The sequence below is a fragment of the Mesotoga sp. B105.6.4 genome (genome assembly GCF_002896535.1).
GTDB lineage: Bacteria > Thermotogota > Thermotogae > Petrotogales > Kosmotogaceae > Mesotoga.
Genome location: NZ_JWIM01000066.1, coordinates 30556 through 51234, shown reverse-complemented (window position 1 = coordinate 51234; position 20679 = coordinate 30556). Strand labels below are relative to the sequence as shown.

Annotated in this window: 21 protein-coding genes; 2 read left to right on the top strand and 19 right to left on the bottom strand. The window is 46.3% G+C overall.

What is annotated here, in order from left to right:
* Positions 1 to 76 precede the first annotated feature (76 nt).
* Entirely contained in the window at positions 77 to 511 is a 435-nt protein-coding gene (locus RJ60_RS12315; protein WP_103134884.1) for a hypothetical protein, read from the top strand.
* Between the two features lie 126 nt (positions 512 to 637).
* On the opposite strand, the gene RJ60_RS12310 is transcribed toward RJ60_RS12315, so the two are convergent.
* The 6 genes from RJ60_RS12310 to RJ60_RS12275 form a co-directional block, all read right to left on the bottom strand.
* Complete coding sequence (locus tag RJ60_RS12310; protein WP_103134883.1) at positions 638 to 1138, bottom strand: hypothetical protein; 501 nt, start codon at positions 1136 to 1138, stop codon at positions 638 to 640.
* A 21-nt stretch (positions 1139 to 1159) separates the two neighbouring features.
* On the bottom strand, positions 1160 to 1663 hold the full coding sequence (locus RJ60_RS12305) for a hypothetical protein (protein WP_103134882.1): 504 nt from the start codon (positions 1661 to 1663) through the stop codon (positions 1160 to 1162).
* Between the two features lie 108 nt (positions 1664 to 1771).
* Positions 1772 to 2821 carry an ABC transporter permease gene (locus tag RJ60_RS12300; RefSeq protein ID WP_258006311.1) on the bottom strand — a complete coding sequence of 350 codons (1050 nt, stop codon included), beginning with the start codon at positions 2819 to 2821 and terminating at the stop codon, positions 1772 to 1774.
* Between the two features lie 330 nt (positions 2822 to 3151).
* Positions 3152 to 4084: a hypothetical protein gene (locus RJ60_RS12295; protein WP_258006310.1), complete on the bottom strand. Its 933-nt coding sequence runs from the start codon at positions 4082 to 4084 to the stop codon at positions 3152 to 3154.
* Positions 4085 to 4086: 2 nt separating this feature from the next.
* A complete protein-coding gene (locus RJ60_RS12290; protein ID WP_103134880.1) occupies positions 4087 to 4410 on the bottom strand; it encodes a PadR family transcriptional regulator in 324 nt (107 codons plus the stop codon).
* Positions 4411 to 5619: 1209 nt separating this feature from the next.
* Positions 5620 to 6672 carry a YCF48-related protein gene (locus RJ60_RS12275; protein WP_103134877.1) on the bottom strand — a complete coding sequence of 351 codons (1053 nt, stop codon included), beginning with the start codon at positions 6670 to 6672 and terminating at the stop codon, positions 5620 to 5622.
* 295 nt (positions 6673 to 6967) lie between these two features.
* On the opposite strand from RJ60_RS12275, the gene RJ60_RS12270 reads away from it, so the two are divergent.
* The gene (locus RJ60_RS12270) at positions 6968 to 7363 is read left to right on the top strand and encodes a hypothetical protein (protein WP_103134876.1); all 396 of its coding nucleotides are present in this window, start codon (positions 6968 to 6970) and stop codon (positions 7361 to 7363) included.
* A gap of 49 nt (positions 7364 to 7412) precedes the next feature.
* Here the strand turns inward: RJ60_RS12270 and RJ60_RS12265 are convergent, their stop codons facing one another.
* The 13 genes from RJ60_RS12265 to RJ60_RS12205 form a co-directional block, all read right to left on the bottom strand.
* Positions 7413 to 8594, bottom strand: coding sequence for an MFS transporter (locus RJ60_RS12265; protein ID WP_103134875.1), 1182 nt, complete (start codon positions 8592 to 8594; stop codon positions 7413 to 7415).
* Positions 8587 to 9567, bottom strand: coding sequence for an ADP-ribosylglycohydrolase family protein (locus RJ60_RS12260; protein ID WP_099828463.1), 981 nt, complete (start codon positions 9565 to 9567; stop codon positions 8587 to 8589). Before RJ60_RS12260 ends, RJ60_RS12265 begins: the two co-directional genes overlap by 8 nt.
* Positions 9564 to 10535, bottom strand: coding sequence for a diacylglycerol kinase family protein (locus tag RJ60_RS12255; RefSeq protein WP_103134874.1), 972 nt, complete (start codon positions 10533 to 10535; stop codon positions 9564 to 9566). The genes RJ60_RS12260 and RJ60_RS12255 overlap by 4 nt, the downstream gene beginning before the upstream one ends.
* A gap of 1 nt (position 10536) precedes the next feature.
* Complete coding sequence (locus RJ60_RS12250; RefSeq protein ID WP_103134873.1) at positions 10537 to 11484, bottom strand: sugar-binding transcriptional regulator; 948 nt, start codon at positions 11482 to 11484, stop codon at positions 10537 to 10539.
* Positions 11481 to 12314, bottom strand: coding sequence for a carbohydrate kinase family protein (locus RJ60_RS12245; RefSeq protein ID WP_103134872.1), 834 nt, complete (start codon positions 12312 to 12314; stop codon positions 11481 to 11483). The genes RJ60_RS12250 and RJ60_RS12245 overlap by 4 nt, the downstream gene beginning before the upstream one ends.
* Positions 12311 to 13138 carry a carbohydrate ABC transporter permease gene (locus tag RJ60_RS12240; protein ID WP_103134871.1) on the bottom strand — a complete coding sequence of 276 codons (828 nt, stop codon included), beginning with the start codon at positions 13136 to 13138 and terminating at the stop codon, positions 12311 to 12313. The genes RJ60_RS12245 and RJ60_RS12240 overlap by 4 nt, the downstream gene beginning before the upstream one ends.
* On the bottom strand, positions 13128 to 13946 hold the full coding sequence (locus RJ60_RS12235) for a carbohydrate ABC transporter permease (protein WP_099828458.1): 819 nt from the start codon (positions 13944 to 13946) through the stop codon (positions 13128 to 13130). Before RJ60_RS12235 ends, RJ60_RS12240 begins: the two co-directional genes overlap by 11 nt.
* Before the next feature lie 237 nt (positions 13947 to 14183).
* Entirely contained in the window at positions 14184 to 15437 is a 1254-nt protein-coding gene (locus RJ60_RS12230; protein ID WP_103134870.1) for a sugar ABC transporter substrate-binding protein, read from the bottom strand.
* An 11-nt stretch (positions 15438 to 15448) separates the two neighbouring features.
* Positions 15449 to 16459 (bottom strand): alcohol dehydrogenase catalytic domain-containing protein, encoded by a 1011-nt coding sequence (locus RJ60_RS12225; RefSeq protein WP_099828456.1) that lies wholly within the window; start codon positions 16457 to 16459, stop codon positions 15449 to 15451.
* Positions 16460 to 16514: 55 nt separating this feature from the next.
* Positions 16515 to 17012 carry a molybdopterin-dependent oxidoreductase gene (locus tag RJ60_RS12220; protein WP_102818738.1) on the bottom strand — a complete coding sequence of 166 codons (498 nt, stop codon included), beginning with the start codon at positions 17010 to 17012 and terminating at the stop codon, positions 16515 to 16517.
* A 15-nt stretch (positions 17013 to 17027) separates the two neighbouring features.
* Positions 17028 to 18632, bottom strand: coding sequence for a metallophosphoesterase (locus RJ60_RS12215; RefSeq protein ID WP_103134869.1), 1605 nt, complete (start codon positions 18630 to 18632; stop codon positions 17028 to 17030).
* Between the two features lie 20 nt (positions 18633 to 18652).
* Positions 18653 to 19390 (bottom strand): class I fructose-bisphosphate aldolase, encoded by a 738-nt coding sequence (locus RJ60_RS12210; protein WP_099828453.1) that lies wholly within the window; start codon positions 19388 to 19390, stop codon positions 18653 to 18655.
* Between the two features lie 279 nt (positions 19391 to 19669).
* On the bottom strand, positions 19670 to 20488 hold the full coding sequence (locus tag RJ60_RS12205; RefSeq protein WP_258006309.1) for a formylglycine-generating enzyme family protein: 819 nt from the start codon (positions 20486 to 20488) through the stop codon (positions 19670 to 19672).
* Positions 20489 to 20679: the final 191 nt, after the last annotated feature.

Below are 20679 nucleotides of genomic sequence, written 5' to 3'. Positions count from 1 at the left end.
GACTATTGAGCACTTTCTAGGGATTATTGACTCGACTTGAGATAGAATTGGACTATTCAAGGAGGTGTATGCTTTCATGAGGTTTGTCTGTATTGCTTTGGTACTTGTTATTTCTGCATCTGCCATTGGAATTGGTTTCGGTGTCGGCGTCAAGATACACGGTCATTTCGAGCCTTTTGCCGCAATCAATTTTGATACGTGGCTTCTTGGATTTCAGGCCAAGGCGGGAGTAATCTTTGATACAGATTCAATCGTATTGGTTCCGGGTCTGTATCTTTACAAAGATATCGCCTCCTGGAGAGTTCACGGTGGAACTGAGATCCTTTTTCACCTCGGTGAAATGGAAGGCCTCCTTCTTGCACGAGCAGGTGCGAGCTACGGGTTCGCCACTGATTTTGGAAGGCTTTTTATCGGTGCAGAACTGGGATTTCCCGTTAATCTGCCTGGGGAGTTTTTTGTCGATACTAGCCTGAAGATAGTTCCCACATTTCTCGTTCAGCTTGAGTTCTAGAGAATGGATTTCGCTTCTAGAGTCGTTCAAGTTCCGGCTTGTTAACAGAGAGCAATCTTTGATTCAAGGTTGTTCTGAAATCCCTTCAGTGAAAACTCTGCTTTCTTGGAACGAGTTCGCTGCTTGTCAATTCAGCCCTGCGGTCGGGTATTTTCCGAGCTTCGCTGGATTCCATGGAACGAGATACATCTCGACATCATCCAGATTGTGACACCACAGTTTGACTCCCTCAATCTTTTCGGGGCTGATTCCTTTGTCGAAGTCGAAAATATCCGAAGCCTGAAGCTTCACATACTTCTTCTCGATGAATACTAGGCCGTTCTCGTCATACGTAACAAAGTCAAAGAACATGAAACCTCGATTGTCCCTGTCGAGCTCTAGTATAAGCATCTTTCTGAGTCTATTCTGGTCTGTGAGATAAACAAGAATGTCTCCGTCTTCCAGCATACGCTTCTCATTACGCGAAATATTGATACTCTCTGTTTTCAAATTCTCGCTGAATTTCTCTATATCGTAGTAGGTGACTGAGTTGAAACGATTTCTGTACACCTCAATCGTGGGATTCCTCGAAAGACAAGACATTGCCAGCACTGTTGCCACAATGGCCGTTGCAAGCAATTTCTTCATCTTTACCACCTCTTTTTTCTATCAGAATCTGTAGCCGATCTTGAAGTCATAGATCTTGCCTACAGTCTCGCTGAATTTCTGGAGAATTACAGCTGTGTTGAACTCTATGTAGTAATTGGGAATGATATTCATTCCAACTCCCAGTCTGAGAGGAGAAAAGCCCAGCTGCAACTGCTCTCCAAAAGCGAATGTGTGACCGATGTCTCCCCTGAAATAGAAGACTCCCATATCAAGCTTCAGCCCGGCATATCCTAACCAGGCAACTCCAGGGATCACAAAAGAGGTCTTAACGCCGGTGTCTTCAGAGAGAGTAAACATTAGAAATGGAGTTGCCACTCCGAACGATAAAGGTCCAAGATCGTACCGCAGATCTATGCCCAGCACGTCTATTCCAACGAAGCCGGAAAGTGGAGTGTTCGAAAGAGACTCGGTCTTTGCAGCTGCATTGATCAGTCCCAGAGAAAGGCTGCCGAGTGAGAGCGAAGCAACAAGCAGAATGAAAAGTACTAGAACGGACTTCTTCATGGGTTTCACCCCCTAACGTTCATTGTACGTCTGCAACATCCAAAAGCGATCTACTTTCCAGACTGTTTGCTCAATCGTCAATTGAATTCTGTGAGCAGCCAGAAAACGTTAATCTGCTCTAGATCCCTTCCCATTATCCCAGAGAAGAATTCGTGGGTCGATTAAGGAATAGATAATATCTACAACGATATTCACGATAATCATCATGGCGGCTATCAGAAGTACACAGCCTGAGAGTGTCAGCACTTCAACGCTTATTGCTGCGTCAGTTAGCAGCCTTCCTATACCCGGTCTCGCAAAGATGGTTTCAACAAAGGCAAGTCCTGCGAAAAGCGATGCAAAGAGCTCGCCTCCAACAGTTGCGACAGGAATCAGTACATTCTTTCTAACATGTTTTAGCATTATCGTTCTTTCGCTCACACCTCTTGATCTTGCTGCCCTAACATAATCTCTTTTCTTGACATCGAGAGCAGTTGCCCTGCTTATCTGAAAAACATAAGCCGAATGCACAATGAAGAGGGTCAATACAGGTTGCACAAGATTGATTAGCTGAGACAAAAGGATATCGAAGCGCAGATTGAGAACTGAATCGATTATTAGGGAGTTAGTGTAGGAGGTCCAATTCGTAATTAACCCGGTGGTCAGGCTGCCGATAGGAAGCCAGCCGAATATGGTGAAGCTGCCCACGAGAATGAGCAGAGCCATTACATAATCTGGGGTTGCCCAGCCTACTATCGAAAAGAATCCAAAGATAGAATCTGAAACCCCATCTGGATGCATCGCAGCTCTAATACCAAGCCTTGAACCTACTAAGATTATTGGGATAAGTGCAAGCACGAGCAGTTCGAGGCTTGCCGGAAGTCTTGAGATAATGGCTTCAGAAACCGATGAGCTGGCAGTCAATGAGTATCCCATGTCACCCTTAATAGTGTTCCCAAGCCACTTGAAGTACATGACAACTGCCGGTTTGTCGAGCCCGTACTTCTCGATTATCCTCTGTTCAGCATTCGGGGACTTCGAAGCGTTTCCCGTCATATATGCTCTCAATAGCACATCCGGTCCCATCGACCAAACTACTGCAAATACGACCAGAGTGACAATGAAGGAGACAAGTGTTAAGAACAGAAGCCTCCTAAAGAATATAAGCCACCATTTCAAACCCCCAAATTCGTGAGAACAACTCACCCGGAAGCAGAATTCCAAAGTCAGACTCCAACAAAGGGAGTTCTTCAAGACCTTATGAGGACTGCCTAATGAATTGTATTACCAAGTAGATTCCGGGTGAGAGATTGGCCAGTGAAAATGCGATAGAGATTGTTGATTTACTCTACCCCCTTGACTAATCAACGGAGTAAGCTAGTTATTGAAACAAACAGCCTCCAAAAGAACAACAAATTGATCTGAAATTCTCAACTTTACTATTGTGATGAAGGTCTTATCTGCAAGAAAAAGAGGGGCAACGCCCCTCAGGATTTGCATCGGACAGTCTCAATTAGTTCTTACAATTCTGCTAGCCCAGAACTTTATGGTTTCGAACACCAGATCCACGATTAATACTATAGCCATTAAGAATAGTATTGCGACAAGCATGGGGTGATCGACACTTGAAGGGTTAAGACTCAGATAAGATGCGATATCTGGTTTGTAATCGGGCGAGACTGCAAGAAAGAGAAACAGAAGGCCAAGAGTATTTGAAACGATTTTGCTGAACCTCGAGTAATTGAAAATGTTGATCAGATTTGATACTGAATCTATTATCAGCAATCCAAAAGCCAGGAAGAGACCGAACTTGAATGAGTCAAGTGCAACAATCGCGATCTCTGTCAACTCACCGTTTCCAAGATAGAACGGTCCGTATGTGAAGGCCAGGAAGGTTATCACGGCGACAGCAGAGGTTCCTATAAGAGATCCAATCCTCTTGCCAATGGAAGGCGCCTTTTCTTCTCTGATGAAATATGTGAAATGGGGGAGCTTTGCAGTACCCTTTGCCTGCGTCACGAAATAAAGAATCAAGCTCACAAGTCCGAAGTCAAATACGAAAGTCACTGGAAGTTGTGAGAGAAGGCTCAGTAGATCGGTTCCCCTGAAATCAAAGATCGCGCCATTCTCGCCAAAAACAAAAGCGATAAGATGCAGTCCGAGGTGAATCGCGAACAGGATTCCCGTGTACATGAAGAGATAGTTCTTAAGATGAGGGGCAATTATCGGACCGCCCTCGTAATACCTTGCTGCAACCTCTTCGGGTGAACCGTATTCCTTTATGGACATAGCGACCGTGGTGTCGTTGATTTCGCCGTGTTCTCGCTCTGCCCTTTCTAGAACGTGGCTTTCGATTTCTTTTAGAATCTCATCTACCTTATCCGGATCAGTTCCAGGCAGAAAGGTTCTTACATCATCAAGATACTTCTTCAGTCTCACCATTTTCATACCTCCCCAATAAAGCTCTTCAATAGCTGCTCCTGTTCACGCCAGATCCGAAGGAGTTCTTCTCTGACTCTGCGTCCGGTGTCGGATACGAAATAATACTTCCTCGGTTTGTTCTCCTCGACTCTCCACTCGCTTAAAAGGATCTCCCTCTCTTCAAGTCTTCTCAGAAGCGGGTATAAAGTGTTCTCATCGATTGAGAAACTCTTATCTCCCAGCGTCTTAACGATATCGTACCCGTACATAGGTTCATCCAGCATTACCATTATCAGTAGTTGTATAAAGCCTCTGTTCATTTCCGTTGCCAGTTTCCCTATATCCATAACATCACCTCGGTACTATGTTGATATTATTGTACTGTATGATACCCAGTATTAGTATAACGATATACTATGGTGTCGGTTAAGACTTCATGAATGCGGGCTTGTTCTTCGAGAAAATAAGAGAAGCCAGTCTGCTTACGCAGGCCAGTCAGGCTTTGCCTGGCCAGTCTCGCCTTCGGCGAGGCCAGTTCCGCTTCGCGGGCGAGAAGAGATGCTGTAAGCTTTGAGGAGACGTCCTTGGTCCTTCGTCCCAGATCACGAACCCGTCCTTCGAAGAGCAGTTGTGAGTTGCCTGTTGCAAGTTGCAAGGATAAGAGCCGCTGTGCTCTTAAGAGCAAAAACCCGCTGAGCGCTGTGAAAAACCGTTCTTCGTCAAAGAGCATGGCCGTCCACCGAAAAATCGGCCGAGAAAGATCATTGTCGAGAGCTTCGTTACGAGAATAGGAGAAGAGAAGCCAGTCTGCTTACGCAGGCCAGTCAGGCTTCGCCTGGCCAGTCTCGCCTTCGGCGAGGCCAGTTCCGGCTGCGCCGGGCTAAGAGCCACTAATCTCTGAACGCTGCTGAGTAGAACGTTGACCGGCACCGCTCCGCCGTCCTCCGGGACCGACAGAGACCCGTTCACCGATAGGATATGAAAGCTGCTCTGGCCAGAAGCACGCCAGATGACACGAATCAAGAAAAGACTGTCATCCCGAGGAGCCTGCCCTGATAATCTCCTGTTCAGGGTAACTGATCGGGATCTAGTTCTTTGAAAAACGTTTCCGAAAACATGCTGAGCGCTGTGAAGAACCACTTCCGCTTTAAAGAGGCGTCCTTCGTTGGAATCAAACTCGAGAACTGCCTTCCTAGCTTATGCTCTAACAACATACAAATCGCAACTTGTCACTTGCAGCTGAGCTTTTACAAGCGATCAGCGAATTCCAAGAACGAAGAACAGATCCTCGCTCTGGAACGAAGAACAGGTTTTTTCGGAGAACGGAGAACCATTCAACGGAGAAAGAGTCTCTTTTGCTCTCCAAGAGTTTTCATCCCCGCGAAGCGGGCCTTGCGTCCCCGTATGCTTCTCCGGGCATTGCGACCTGGCGTGGTCTTCGCCAGCCTTGCGTCCACTGATGCTTTTCAGTGCAATGCGTCCCACCGAAGGTGGCATCACTTCCGCCGATGCTTTCCGGCGCCTTGCGTCTTATTCCGCTCTTTCCGACTCCGGTTTCACATACTCTTCTCAGCAATCGAAACATCACTGAGGGAAACTGGACATTCCTCTGCACTAAGAACTACTTCCCAGTTTTTTCCTCCGTCTGTTGTGCGCAAGATCTTGCCGAATCGCGGGTCTCCCGCCGAAGAACCGACGACTAACGCGTTGTTTCTGTCGAGCGCATCTATCCCTACCAAAAAGGAGTTGCTTGTTCCTGCCGACGGCTGTTCTTCCCAGCTTATACCACTGTTCTCAGTAAGGATTATCGTATCAAAATCGCAGGCTGCCCAGTAAGTTGAACAGTCCATCATTAACAGAGAGTTCAGGTCTTTTGGAAAGAGCGGGCCTCCCGTGACCCATTGTTTCCCACCATTGGCAGTCACGGCATAGTGGCCTTGGCCACCGTGGATGACTATATGATTTTCATCCGTAGCCTTAACGCCAATCCACCCATTATCGTTGTAGTTGTTGGGGAGATCAATCTCGTCCCAGTTTTGGCCACCATTTTCGCTTTTGAGAACTATGCCAGCTCTGGGTGTTGATTTGTTTCCAACCGCATAGATCACATTCTGGTTTATTGCGTGGATTCCCTGAATCAAGTAATCTGCTCCGTTTTCGGGAAGGTCGCAAACCGTCCAGCTATGGCCATTGTCCTCAGAGAAGATGACAAGTCCGCTGTCGCCGCTGACCCAAATTCTATCTCCATAAACGGAGATTGAAGCGAAAAATGAATCATTGGCAACTTCCGAAACTTCAACTATTTTCCAGTCGGAGCCACCATTGACCGTTTTCATTAATAGCCCGTCTGAACCGCAAGCCCAGACTCTATTCTGATCTACGGAAAGAACATCCTCCAAACTCTTACCTTCAGGCAGGATGTCCATGGCCTGGCGCGTCCAGGTTTCACCGGAATCGTCCGAGAAGTAAAGCATTGCGATTCCGTTTGTGTCTGTCTGCCCCACTACCCATGCGCGGTAGGTTTTCACTTTCGGAAAGGGTATACAGCTGGTGATGGCAAACACGACTAAAAGAAGACTTGTAGTCCAAATCAGACTTCTCTTCATCATCGTTTCCTCCTTTATACAAGGTTTATGAGAACTTCGTTCCATTCTTTGAAGATAATCATCGGCACTTTTCTGGCCTTAGCCCTTTGCGGTCTCTGGGACTGAATCAAGGCCCGCCTGTTCATAATGTTTGGCTAGACTAAGTAGGGAAAGCCCTTCAACAGTGAAATTATAGCACTTGCGTTCTTCATAATGTATGGTAGGTTAGTCTACGAGAAGTGGATCGTTCATTCAGACGCTTCTTTATTTGATGAGCATTTGAAAATCTGTAGTCAAGGTTCTTGGAGGAGCTAAGTGGATGTCAGAAAGATTCAAAGTCCGAATTGAGGATCTCCAGCCAAGCCAGCTATATATATCAAAGGAAAAGCTGAGAGCGATTCGGAAAAAGGAGACTCTCAAGAGCGTTCCGGTTCCGGTTATCGATTTAGACGGTAAGTTCGTTATGGCCGATGGGCATACACGAGCCATAGCGGCGATTATCGAAGGTTATGACTCGATCTTCATCGAGATAACAGACGAGAAGCTGGACCTTGAGGAATACAAGGAATGTGTGAATTGGTGTGTAGAGGAAGGAGTTTTCACTCCGTACGACCTTGTCGAAAGAATTATCAATCACGATGATTATGAAGTGCTTTGGTACGAAAGATGCGAACGTCTTCACGAAGAGCTGAAGCTTAAGCGAAGCAGCATGTAGAGAATACTCCTCTCGGATAATTAGTTTAGCTTTATCACTGGGTTTGCTTCTAGGTTTTGCCTGCCTTATGCTCGGTGAGGGGCCTTTGATAATTAAGCGTGCTCATTACGAAGAATAATATTGCAGCAGCAAAACCTCCTGCTACGAAAGCAAATGCCAGATTGTAGCCACTCAGCGTTATCAAAGAACCTATGAGACTTAAGGCAAGCGATTGAGAGAGCACCATTACTATGTTATTGAGACCGAAGATTTTCCCCTGATTTGCAAGGGAGACTGTATCTGAAACGATCGTCACGTTGAGGGCGAGAACTATTCCTAAAGCAAAGCTAAAGAGAATCAACACGATAAGCATCAGAAATGGGTCAAGATCTAGGAATCCAGAGTAGAAGATACTAACTGACAAGAAAACGCCGGCCAGGATAGAAAGCGCCGTAATGTGCAGCCTTTTCTGCCCGAGCGTTTTGCTCAGAGTGCCAGTCATGAGAGAAGTCACGCCACTCACAAGAGTTGATATTCCCATTATCGATGATGCAGTGCCAAGAGAAACACCAATATCACTGCTTATGAAAGATGTCAGGTAGGGAAGTATCCCGCCCATTGAAAACCACAGGCCAAACTGTGAGATCATCACAAATACTATCTTCCTGTCAACTCTGAACCTCAAATCTTCTTCTTTGATGCCCACAGCAGAATCAACTATGTGGGACTCGGCTCTATAGAAGAAAAGCGGAACAACGAGAACTGCAGCGGCTATTGAGAAAACCACAAAGGCTGTCTCACCGCTTCTTGAAAGGGTGACTCCTATAAAGAGAGAGGAGAGAAAGGTGGCGATGTTCATAATACCCATCATGAATCCATAGTTTCTGTCCTTTCTGCCCGGTTTACTTACGTTGCTGACAAGGGCAGAGTATGGTGTAAGCAAACTGAAAATCGACATGGTGAAAACTACAGCCGCAATACCCAACAGGATCTCGTTGTTAGTGCTGAGTATGAACATACTGATAATCGTAATGATGAAGAGTCCTTTAATGAAGGCAAGATACTTTTTGCTTCGGTCACCAAGATAGCCGATAAGCATCCCTGTGAAGATCGTTATAATCATGCCTGCTGAAACCAGGTTCCCAGCCAGAGCAGTCGAGTGAAACTTGCCGTTGAGATAGGGTATGAGAACGAAATTGAAGATTCCGTAGATAATTCCAACGGAGGCGCTTCCGGAGAGGAGTTTAATCATCTATGTCACTCATCTTTTCGATGTATCTCGCATGCTTCTCAAGATCAAGATCTTCATTTGCCTTCAGGACTCTCTGGGTTATGAAGTGAGGGATGTTGTTTGCATCGCCCTGAAGAGAAGACAGTGCTCCAGCTATTGCGGCTATAGTATCGGTATCACCACCTATCGAAGCGCCCATTCTTATTGCCAACCAGACATCATCTCTGCAGAAAAGGCCTATGGCGATCGCTGCCACGGCGACATCCACGGCCTCCATAGTTGTTCCGAATACATAGTAAAGCCTGTCCAAGAAATCGTCAGGATGTTGCCCACCGATGAGACCTTTGATGGCAGCAAGTCTTTCGCCGGCCGAAGGTCCTACAAATTCTGCACAGGTGAGTTTTTCGCATACTTTAGAGCCTCTTATTGCGGCCTCGACGATCCCGTTGGCATTCAATCCTCTCGCAGCGTAGTAATAGGCAAATCCGACTGCCAGAGAAGCTTCAAGAGCAAGATTCGTGTTGTGAGTAGGGACAGTACAGTTTCTTATTGCTTCGACAAGATGTTTCTCGCTTCTGTCTAGATTACATAACACTGGAGCTAGCACTCTCATTGGTGCTCCGCTGGTTGTACCAAGGCTTTCGAAGTCCTGCCTATTTTTGAAGGCTTCGATAGCTCTCTTAGTGTTCGGTCCTATGTAGCCTTTCGCAACAGGGTCGCACTCGTCCTCCCACCTGCAAAGAGCTTCTTTGACTGTCTCCTGTGAGAAGTTCCCTTTCTCATGATAAAGTCTGGTTAAATAAATGACCTGCTCCGTATCGTCCGTTATCTGACCTCTTACTAGGTTTCTGTGGATGAGCGATTGGTTTGGTTCCAGCAGATCACTTACAAAACTGAACCTGGTATAGATTTGTCGTCGGGTCATGAATTCCGTTACCATTCCCATCGCATCGCCAACTGCGAATGCTTCAAGTGCCCGGAGAATCCTGCTCACTTTCCATCACTTCTTCGTAGACAGAGTCCTGCTCTTTCATTTGTTATCACTTCAATCCCGACACTCACTGAAAGATCCACTCTTGGATTGCCATCTATTACGCAGAAGGCATTGAAGCCTGATAGCCGCACTGTATCAGTGCTGGCAAGGATAAACTGCTTGAGGTCCGCGGAAACGGTCTCGCCCGGTTCCACCATAGTTATTATCGGCCTCGAAGAGACAATCATTGCCGAGTTGCATAGTAAATACGGCAGCCAGCAAAGGAGCCCATTAACTGCCCTGTATGCATATAGAGACTTCATGTCTTCAGAGAATGGAGAGATGATTATCTGAGAGGGTTGAAACCTCGGCGTGATCTCTTCGCCATTGATCTCCAATCTGCTTGCGGCTGAAGCAATTGATGTAGGTTCTCTACGTGTTCTCTTGTTTCTGTAGAAGAAATCCGAAGCATCGATAGTGCAGGTCTCTCCCTCAACTGTCGAAATTAGTGTCTGGGAAATGACGATATCGTTGAATGCCGAACCCACGTACCTTTCTTCAAAGACATCCAGTCCCGTTACCCATATGGGCTCAATATTCAGGAAGTCAAATTCATGTATATCGCTGACCGATCTCAGAACGATGAAGGGTCCGCAATTTGACGTTCCTAGAGCTACGCCTACAACAGGCACAAGCCTTCCGATCTTGCGCATACCCGCAATGATATCGGATGCAGTTCCGTCTCCCCCGATTGAGATCACTAGATCTGTCTCTGAAAGGACTTTGCCGGCGTTTACGGTGTCCCTGTAGTCGCTGAATATTGGCTCCGATCCTATTACTTCCAGATCGAAATACTCTTTCAGGTGGAAATGAGTAGATCTGGTGCAGAAAAGATGCATTCCCTGAAGCTTTGAGGCGAGTGCCTTCATGAGACTGCGATCATTCTCTCTCTTACCGGAGTTTGGATTGTAAACTAATCCGATTCTCATATTACCTCTCCATCCGGAGTATCTGGAGAGCGGTACTCCGATCCGTGACGATTGAATTGATGTATCCGGCCTTAATTGCCGCGTGAATCGCCAGAGCCTTTTCCTTTCCACCGGCAATTCCAATTACCTCGGGGACTTCCTTCAGCTGCTCAAGAGAAATCCCCAGAATGTTTTCGTTTCCGGAAACACAAGGTATTCCGCTGGCATCAAAGAACCTCGCTGCTATGTCGCCAACCGCTGCGTGTTTCATAAGATTAGCAAGGAACTCCTTGTCGTAGATGTTCTTGAAGGCATTGGATAAAGATATGGGTTCACCTATACCTACAATTGCCAGATCCAGCCTCTTCCACATCTCCGACATGAATCTTATTGAGCCGTCTTCGAGCATCATATTCAGAGTCTTCGAGTTCTCTATGAAGGCCGGAGCGAAAAGGTAGTAACGATTACTGTGAAAGGAATTTGCGATCTTCTCAACTATTGAATTCATTTGATACTCATGGCGCAACTGGCCAACGCCGCCGATTAAGGGTATGAATGTTGTGTTTGGAAGCTCCCCGTTGAACACGACTCTTTCAACTGTCTCGTACAGAGTTCGACCCCAGGAGATCCCCACAAGCTGTCCATTCTTCACGTAATCGGGAAGAAATTTAGCTGCAGATTTAGCGATCGAGGTTATTGTTCCTACCTCCGTTCCTTCATCCGCAACGATAACGTTCTTCAGGCCGAATCTCTCTTTCATCTCCATTGAGATCTCTTCAGAATTTCCCAGGCTTCCCGAATCGATTTCGATCCTCACGATCCCCTCGTTCTTGGCTTTTGTGAGTAACCTGCTCACTTGAGGCCTGGATATTCCGACCAGTTTTGCTATTTCACTCTGTGTCAGGTCTTCAAGATAATAGAGTTTGCACACCTTTATCATTGTGTCTCTATCGGCCATCAGTCCTTTCATCGTAGGTCTTTCCTCCCTTCCACGAGGTTCGGCCCAATCACCGAGATCACTTCCGCAGCCTTCCTGTGAGCATGGTAGATGCTTTGGACCGGATCCCCGCACTCTATGAACTTCTCTATAAATCCTGCGGCAAAAGCGTCACCGGCACCTGTAGTGTCCGCGAGCTTTCCTCCAGTCTTCTCGACTTCAAATGAACGACGGCTCTTGTTTCCATCTATCCAGAGTGTCTCGGATGATCCTCTGGTTATGATTACGTTTGAGGTTATCTCATTTATTCTGTCTTGAATGGTCTGCGCTTCGCCCTCCGAGAGTATAGTGAAATCCGACAGACAGGATACCTCAATAACGGCATCTACGCCGAAATACAGACCACAACCACCAGGCACATAGACCTTCAGAGATTCAGAGGCCTTTCGGAAAGCATCGACAGCTACTTCCTTGAAACAGTCGGCTACGCAAATCGCATCGTATCTCTTTTCATCGATTACGCCGCTAAAGAGGGCGTGGCCTCCAAGCGATATGATTCTTCTCTCTCCGTGAGAATCCAACATCACTATCGTCTCAGCACCAGGTCCATCCTCGATTTTGTAGCTTAGGTTCAGTTCCGAAGAAGAAAGCCTCTTGAGAATCCACTCCGAAGTTAAATCATTTCCCGTACCAAAGTAGAAGTCCGTCTTAACATATTTCGAGAGATTCAGCGCGATATTTGCTCCCGATCCCCCGATGAAATTGTGTGTGCCTTTTGCAAATACCATGGAATCTCTTTCAGGATATGAATCGAGAATCAAGTATCTGTCGATTGAGGCCGCACCAATAACCGCAGCTCTCATTTGACAGCACCTCTCGTTAAGCCTCCGATCAAATACTTCTGCGAGAGAAGAAATAGAAGGATAGGAGGAAGAGCAGTGATGAGAGCTCCGGCCGAAAGCGCACCCCACTCAACGGCGCCTCCAGTTCCAACAAACCTTGAGAGAAATACTGGAAGGGTGTAATTCGCATTCTCTCTCATGATTACAAGTGCGAAAAAGAACTCATTCCACGAGAGAAGAAAGGCAAACGTTCCGACAGCAACAATCCCCGGAACGGCCATCGGTACGATTATCTTCCTCATTGCCTGAAAGCGAGTACAGCCGTCTATCATTGCAGCTTCTTCAAGTGCCTGAGGAATCTCATCGAAGTACCCCTTAAGAAGCCAGCTGCAGAAAGGGATAGTAAAGGTAGTGTACAGAATAATCAAACCTATGGGATTGTTCTGAAGAGAATATCGGTTCAAAAGAGAAAAGAGGCCAATAATCATAAGAATTCCCGGAAAAGCCTGGGAAGCTAGCAACCAAAGTATCAAGGGATTCTTGCCCTTGAACTTGAATCTAGACATGGCGTAACCTGCCAGCATTGTTATGACTATGCAAAGCAGAACGGTGACGAGGGTAACTGTCATGCTGTTCGCAAAGTTCCTGCGAAAACTGGTGTCCTGGAAGATCTTTGAGTAATTTCCAGTATATAACTTCTCGGGAAGCTTTAGGGGATTCTGATAAATATCCATAGTCTCTCTGAAAGAGTTTAGTACTAGCATCAAGAGAGGAGAGAGGATTAGGAGAACTACTACAAAGGCAACGATGTTCATTGTAATTACTACGCTTCTCTTAGGCCTCATTTCTTACCTCCCTAATGTAAAAGGTTACTGGTAGAAGGAGAATAAGCAGACAGATTACGCCGATTGCAGAAGCATAACCCTGCTGAAAGTAGGCGAAAGCGTTCTGATAGGAGTACAGCGACAGCAACATTGAAGAGTTTCCAGGTCCACCGTTTGTCATTGAGTAGACGATATCGAACATGTTGAAAGTCCAGATAGTGTTCAAGGTAACAAGGATCAGAATCAAGCTCTTCATTAGAGGCAGAGTGAGATGAAAGAACCTCTTCAATACACCGGCACCATCTATTTCAGCGGCCTCGTATACATCAGACGGAAGGGACTGCAGTCCCGCCAGAAGAGTCACAATAACGAATGGGAGGCCTATCCAGATGTTTGCGACTATACAGGCGAACAGAGAATAGCCGGGGGTTACCAACCAGTTGGGAGGATTTGCAAATCCCACAGCATTCAGAAAGGAATTCAGCGGTCCCATTACCCCAAAGATGTATCTCCAGATCAGTGCCGCGACAACGGGAGTTGTTGCCCAGGGAAGAAGGATGAGTGCTCTGTATAGCCCTCTGAGCCTTATGTACGGAAGATTGAGCAACAGCGCTATCAGCATACCTATTGCAAGCTCAAATCCCACACATGCGGCCGACCATATAAAGTTGTTCTTCAGTCCGGTCCAGAAGAGGCTGTCAGACATCAGGTCTCTAAAATTCTCAAGGCCTGAAAAGTACTTTCCACCTCCGAAGACAGCATCGGAAAAGAAACTGTTGTATATCCCGTTAACAAATGGGTATACACTTATGAGCGCTACTACGATCAATACCGGTAGAATATACGGCAGCGCCTTGGCCGTTTCGCTCTTTCTGATTTATCATCACTCCCGACAGTTACCGAGTTAATCGGTAGCATGTTTTTCACAGACTGCCAGTATCACCTTATACTGGCGAATACAAGCTCTTAATAAGGAAATAATGAAAGGAGTCTCTCAAAAGAGCTTAGATCAAACAGTACACACAACCTCTGCAGAGTCCTTTCACTCTCCTCAAGCTATAACTGATTATTGAAGCCCGAGTTTCTTCAGCATCTTGTTTCCTTCAGTGACAGTATCCTTAAGGGCGGCATCGAGGCTCACGCTTCCGAGGATGACTTTTTCGAGATTCGGAACAAACAGCTTCCATTCGAAGGAGTAGAATCCGGGCATCCCCGGCTTCACGTTGTCCGAGTATTGGAGCCAGGCTTTTGCGATGTTCCATTCGTTTTCCGGAGAGCTGAATCTCGGATCCTCGAGAGATGACTCTCTGACAGGGAAGAGATAGTCGCTGTAGCTTATCTCGGCTGAGTTTTCAGTATTTGTCATGAATTCTATAAAGGCAAAGGCCTCATCCTTGTGCTTGGACAGCTTTGAGATACCGAAAGCCTGGGGGTCGGACGCATTGATCTTGTTGTCACCGTTCTTGACAAGAAGCATACCCCAGTTGAAGTTCTTGTTCTGAAGCAAGAACCGTCTGTTCCAGCAGCCGAAGGTAACCATTGCGTACTTTCCGTTTATGAATCCCTGCATTAGAGAGGTGTAGTCTATGCTTATAACATCTCTCGGCATCACCCTGTGCTCCGTTATTAGCGAAAGGTAGAATTCAATAGCTTCTTTTGCCCCCTCATTGATCTCGACCTTCCATTTATGATTGCTGTCCTTAGTAAGTATCGTTCCGTCATTCTGAGCGATCAACGTCCAGTGAAACCTCTCCATTAGCGGAGCAAGGATTCCCCAGGTTATTACATTCCCGCTTTCATCTTTCTTTGTAACGCTTTGAGCAATATCGAGGAGCTGTTCCCACGAAATCATTCTGTCGAGAGGTAATCTGATTCCGCTTTCTTCGAATATGTCTTTGTTGTAGAAGATCACCTGCGTTTCCTGACACCACGGAATACCATATAGATTGCCGGTGAAATCGTAGCAATCTTCGAATATGTGGGCAGGGATGTCTGCAATCATGTCGTCTGTGACGCAAGTGTTGAGCGGTGCAGCGTATCCCATCATCCCATACTCTCGGAACTTCTCTGCATCAGTATGAAAGACGTCCGGTGCATTTCCGCCCTGAAAACTCGTCAACAGGTACTGATCTGAAGACTCCCATGTACCCCAGATGATATTGACCTGAATGTCCGGATTCTCCATGTTCCAGATATCGACCAGATCGTATATTTTGTCGACCGCTGCAGGTTGCCAGGCAAGACAGTAGAAATCGAGGGTAACAGCGAATACAACCGTGCTGACTATGAGAAGTAACGAAAAGAGAAATACCTTCTTCACTTAAATCCCTCCTAGTGGGAGACCTTAACGACAATCTTGATTTTGGTCTTGTCAATAGCATCTTTAAAGGCTTCGTCAATATTCTCCAGATCCCAAACTCTGGAAATCAATCTCGAGAAAGAATCTGGATCGCCAGTGATGAAGCCGAAAGCCTTCTTGAAATCCTTCTCGGAGAAACCAAAAGTGCCGACGAGATCTACCTCTTTATAGTGAATAAAGTAAGGATCTATTTCCAGGATCGTGTCTCTCGACATTCCACCAAACAGTTCAAATGTTCCGCCCGGACAAACAAAAGGTAGAAGCTGATTGACAAGTTCCTTTTTATCATTTGCAAGGATAATTGAATCGAAACGAGATTGACTCTTCTTGAAGCTTTCGAAACTCGAATCACTGAAGTCTATAGTTTTGAGACCGCAGTTTGCTGCCATGGACAGCCTGTTATTATCAACATCGGAAATGTATGTCTCGCATCTCATGTTCTTCAGAGCGTTTCCAAGAAGCAGCCCCATTGGCCCGCTTCCAACAACCAGGACCCTGTCTTCAGGTTTTATTCTTGCCTTATCAATGCCATGAATCGCACAGGCAAGCGGTTCTGTAAGGGTCGCGGTACTTTCAGGAACATCATCGGGTATTTTCAGAGTCGCCCTTTCCAGGATCTCCGACGGCACTTTCACATACTCGGTAAAGGCCCCTTCGACCCAGAATTTCTTTGAGCAGAGCTCGGGAACTCCCTTTTGACACATCTCACATTTACCGCACTCTATGTAGGGGGCAATAACATATCTAGAATCACCGAAATCGCGATCTACCGATGCGCCTTTTTCAACAATCCTTCCCGTGAATTCATGCCCTAGAATGCAAGGCGGTTTGAACATGTGGTGACCTTTGTTGAATGTCTTGATATCTGTGCCGCAGACACCGACCATCCCTATCTTGACAAGGCCTTCGTTTACCTGAATTGTGGGAGTATCAATATCTTCGATTTCGATCTTCCCAATGCCCTTGTAAATTGCTGCTTTCAAATCAGCCACCTCTTCTAACAGATAATGGGGGAGTTGGCCTCCCCCATTACGAAAATCACATCTCAACCCTGACTTCGACAACGTACCATGCCCAGTTATCTGATGGATACTTGTCGGTGATTTCAGGGAAGTCGTTGATCGGATACGCGAGCTTTATAGGGCCGCCCTGGCTTGCTGGAAGAGCCCTCAAGCTTTCGCCCGATCTGGTTGAGTGAGTCAGCATTATCGGATACTTCAACGCATCTTCATAAGTTACTGCGAATTCTTTCTCATCGGAGCAGACCATCACGACTTTTTTCGCGCCCGAAGGAACCCCTACGAACTTCAGCAGATCGGCGAGAGTCACTCCTACATATGTTTTGTCACCCATCCAGGGATCGGTGACAAAGAACTCGGTTTGGGGCAGTTCTTTGAACTCGTCAAGTGTGAGTTGCCAGACGCCTTCCTCATTTCTCAACGCGATCACACCACTGATCTTTAGTACGGGATTCGCGATTACCGCAGCAGAAAACAGAAGCATTGCCGCAAGAACAACCACTAAGGTTTTCTTCATACTTATTTCCCCTCCTTATTCTTCCTGAACAATTCCCTCGGCCACCAACAGCTTCAGTGGATCGACCACTCTCTCGTTGTTTCTAAAGATTCCGTAGAGAGAGTACTTCTCATCTTTGGAAATGGCAAATGGAATGTCCAGATTGGTTATTTGAACCATAAAAGTATCGCTGCCATCGTTAAATGTGTAGGTTGTACCCCACTGACCGGTATTGGAGCAATTCGAGACGAGCACAAGAGCTCCCTCAAAGTATTCTGGATTGGTTTTCATAGATTTGATATCTACCGGAGCGCTTCTGACGAAGAGCTTCTTTCTGAATTCTTTATCTCCGACGCGTACAACTATTTCATTTAGGCCATCGCCACATGAAGAAAGATTAACGTTGAAATAGTACTCGCACCAATAGCTCATCTCTCTCTTCAAGACATCGCATTCGAAGACACGATCATTGAGAAGTACTTCAATATCGTCCGATACTGAAGGAAACGTGCAGAATCGAACATACTCCACTCCGGAATAGGGAGTCTCTCTGCTCATGTCGAACCACCCGGAATAATCTTCTGTAAGAGTAACGAAACAATAGTTGAGATCATTTCTCTTCATTTCGAAAAGCGTGAATCCATATTCGTCACCCGTTGGGGAAGGGCCTTCCCACCACGCTCCCGATATGGCGCCGCAGGTTAGCTCAACAAACGGGGCATCGAAGTACTCTATCATAGTATGTCTATGGCCGCTGATGTGATATGAGCACTCGTCTGCAAAGATCTGCATCATCTCATAATAATTGTCGGTCTTTGCCAGATTGAATATCGGTTCATGAGAGAAAACAATTATTCTGGTATTGAGAGCGACAGATTCTATATCTCTTCTTAGCCATTCGAGCTGCACGGAGTCGATCTCGTAGATGAAACTGCCATCTACAACATTGTGGGTATTGAGTACAATGTAGTGCGTTCCGCAGCTGTTGAAAGAGTAATACTTAGGTCCGTATGCGTTGTGAAAAATGTCGTACGGATCTTCCTTCTTTTTGTTTGTCTCATGATTTCCGACTGAGTAGTAAACTGGGATGTCTCCGACTGTGAGATAGTCTCTCACCTTAGTAGCCCATCTGGTTGCAGTCTCGTCGTCGATGTCCTTGATGCTTGCTCCCATGTCGCCGTTGCAGACAATGAAATCGGGACTAATTGTCTCAAGAATCGAAACTAGTTTAGTCATGTATTCATCTGGGTTGTCGATCATCTCTCTGTCGCCCAGGGACTCATAGAAGAGATCAGGATCATCGGCATAGTGAATGTCGTTGACAACCGCGAAGACGCCGTTCTCCACAATCGGCGTCAGCAAGAAGTCGTGATTCTCGACTCCTCTAGCATACCACTCGTTGCATACATAACCATCTGGTTTGATCAGGAATACGAAGCCATTTGAATCAGAGATGTTGTAGAACCCGCCACTGTCTGAAGGTACTATCTCAATTCCATTTGAAATAAGACAACCCTGAACAACCTGATCCTCTGCGTCGAGTATTCCGTTTGAATTAAGGTCAACAAAGACATACCCTTCAATTCCGATCACCAAGCTAACAACAAGCAATACGAAAACCAACAAGAGTGTTTTTTTCATAAACGCCACCTCATTTCGGACTAGCCGTGGACCGTTTTCAGCAGCTTTCTTACGTATTCGGTCTGGTCGTCGGCCTGGAATACATTTCTTCCATAAGCAACTCCCATCGCGCCAAGTTCAAGAGCCTCTCTCGCCATTTCAAAGGCATCCTTTCCCTTCGGCCCGCCGGCAATCACAACCGGCACAGGGACCGATTCCAGAACCTTTGAAAAAGATTCTAAGCCAGTGTAATACACCTTTATCAGATCGGCGCCAAGTTCATATGCGACCCTGGCTCCGAGAGCAATATATTCGGGGTCAGTGAAGTGATCCATGGCTTGCGGAAGCATTTCAGCAATCAGTGGCATTCCCAGTCTGCTGCATTGCTCAGCCACCCTGCCAATAATCTCCAGTGACGCATTTTCGCCATCGCCTCCTATGAATCCCATAACAACGACTCCGTCTGCTCCTATTGATAGCGCATGTTCAACAGAAGTAGTAATTCTGTGATAATCAAACATAGTGGAGTAGTTAGTAGATGCACCGGTTATTCTGCATAGAATCGAAACTTTTCCTCCAAGCAAATCTCCGTTCTTTTCGATAACGCCCGGATTAAGGATTATTGCATCGGGCCGGCCGATAATTATGTTACTCAGAGTCTCCCTGACATTCCTGATGCCGTTTATCGGACCCTGAAACTGTCCGTGGTCCATCGCTACGATTACCGTCTTTCCGTCTTCTTTAAGTATCCGGTTCATTCTAATCAATTTTCCCGTCATAACATCTCTCCTATCATTTGTTCAGAACATATGTGCCTAGATTATAGTACATTCTTTCCGAAAAACAAAACTGAAGCAAATGATTTGGCAGTTTGATTTTTGGGTGAGCAATTAGGAATAGGAGTGAAAATCGGTTTCGGCGATTGGGCCAATAAAGTTGTTCTACTGTTAATTTCCGTTGCTTTCTACTGCAGGAGATGATTAAGTTCTGGGTTAGCTTTGACACCAGATGATTCCAGACACGGTTCTATGATGGAATTAAGATTATTGCAGAAGCCTTTACTTTGCTGATCTACAGATTCTGAATCCGAGATTTGTGATAGTGTGATCTGGCAAGCCCTTAGTCCTGACATCTACGCATACGCCCATTACGCAGTCTATCCAGCTCCCTCCACGCTTCACTCTATATGCTGAAAAGGTGTCTGTATAGGGATTTATCTCTTCCGAGACGGAGTAGTTGATGTGATAGTCGCTTACCCATTCCCAGACGTTTCCAGACATATCGTATATTCCCAGTTCGTTCGGTGCTTTAGTTCCCACAGGATGGGTCATGTTTTCGGAGTTCGACTTATACCAGGCTATTGAGTCAACCGAGTTTCCACCTGATCTTGTATAGCCCTTGCTCAAGTTACCGCCCCTCGCTGCAAATTCCCACTCTGCGTCTGTCGGAAGCCGGTAACCTTCAACTTCTGAGGGGTCTGTGGTTTTGTTGCCCAATGCGTCAAGCAGATTGCCTTCAAAGTCGTAGGCAAGGGTCAACCCTTCCTTAAGGCTAAGCCAGTTGCAGTAATCAATTGCGTCCCACCAGCTCACGTTGATTACAGGTCTAGACCCTCTTCCCCAACCCGCATCGTCTGGAAGGCTCCTTCCAGTCTCCGCACTGAAAAAACCGTACTCGTCGAAGGTAACTTCGTACTTTCCGATGTAGTAATCGTAATTCAGATGGATCCGTCGAACCGCTTCATTATCCACGCCTTCCTCTCTCCAGGTGGTTCCCATTAAAAAACTCCCGCTTTTGACGAGAATCTCTTCCGGTGTTGAAGCAAAGAGTGAAGAAACTAGAAGAACTATTGCAGTCATTGAAAGCAATTTGCGCATTGAAAAGTCCTCCTTTGATGATAGTCTCTAAAAACAAATCACTGTCGAGATCAGCGATGATTTCGCTTTCGCAACAAGTATATCAGTCGAGAAGACGCGAAGAGCTTTCCGAAAGGCCCGAGCTGTTAGCACTGTCGGGTATCGTACGTGGAAATTGATGCGTTTTCGGCAGACTTTGTCCCGGTTTAGCG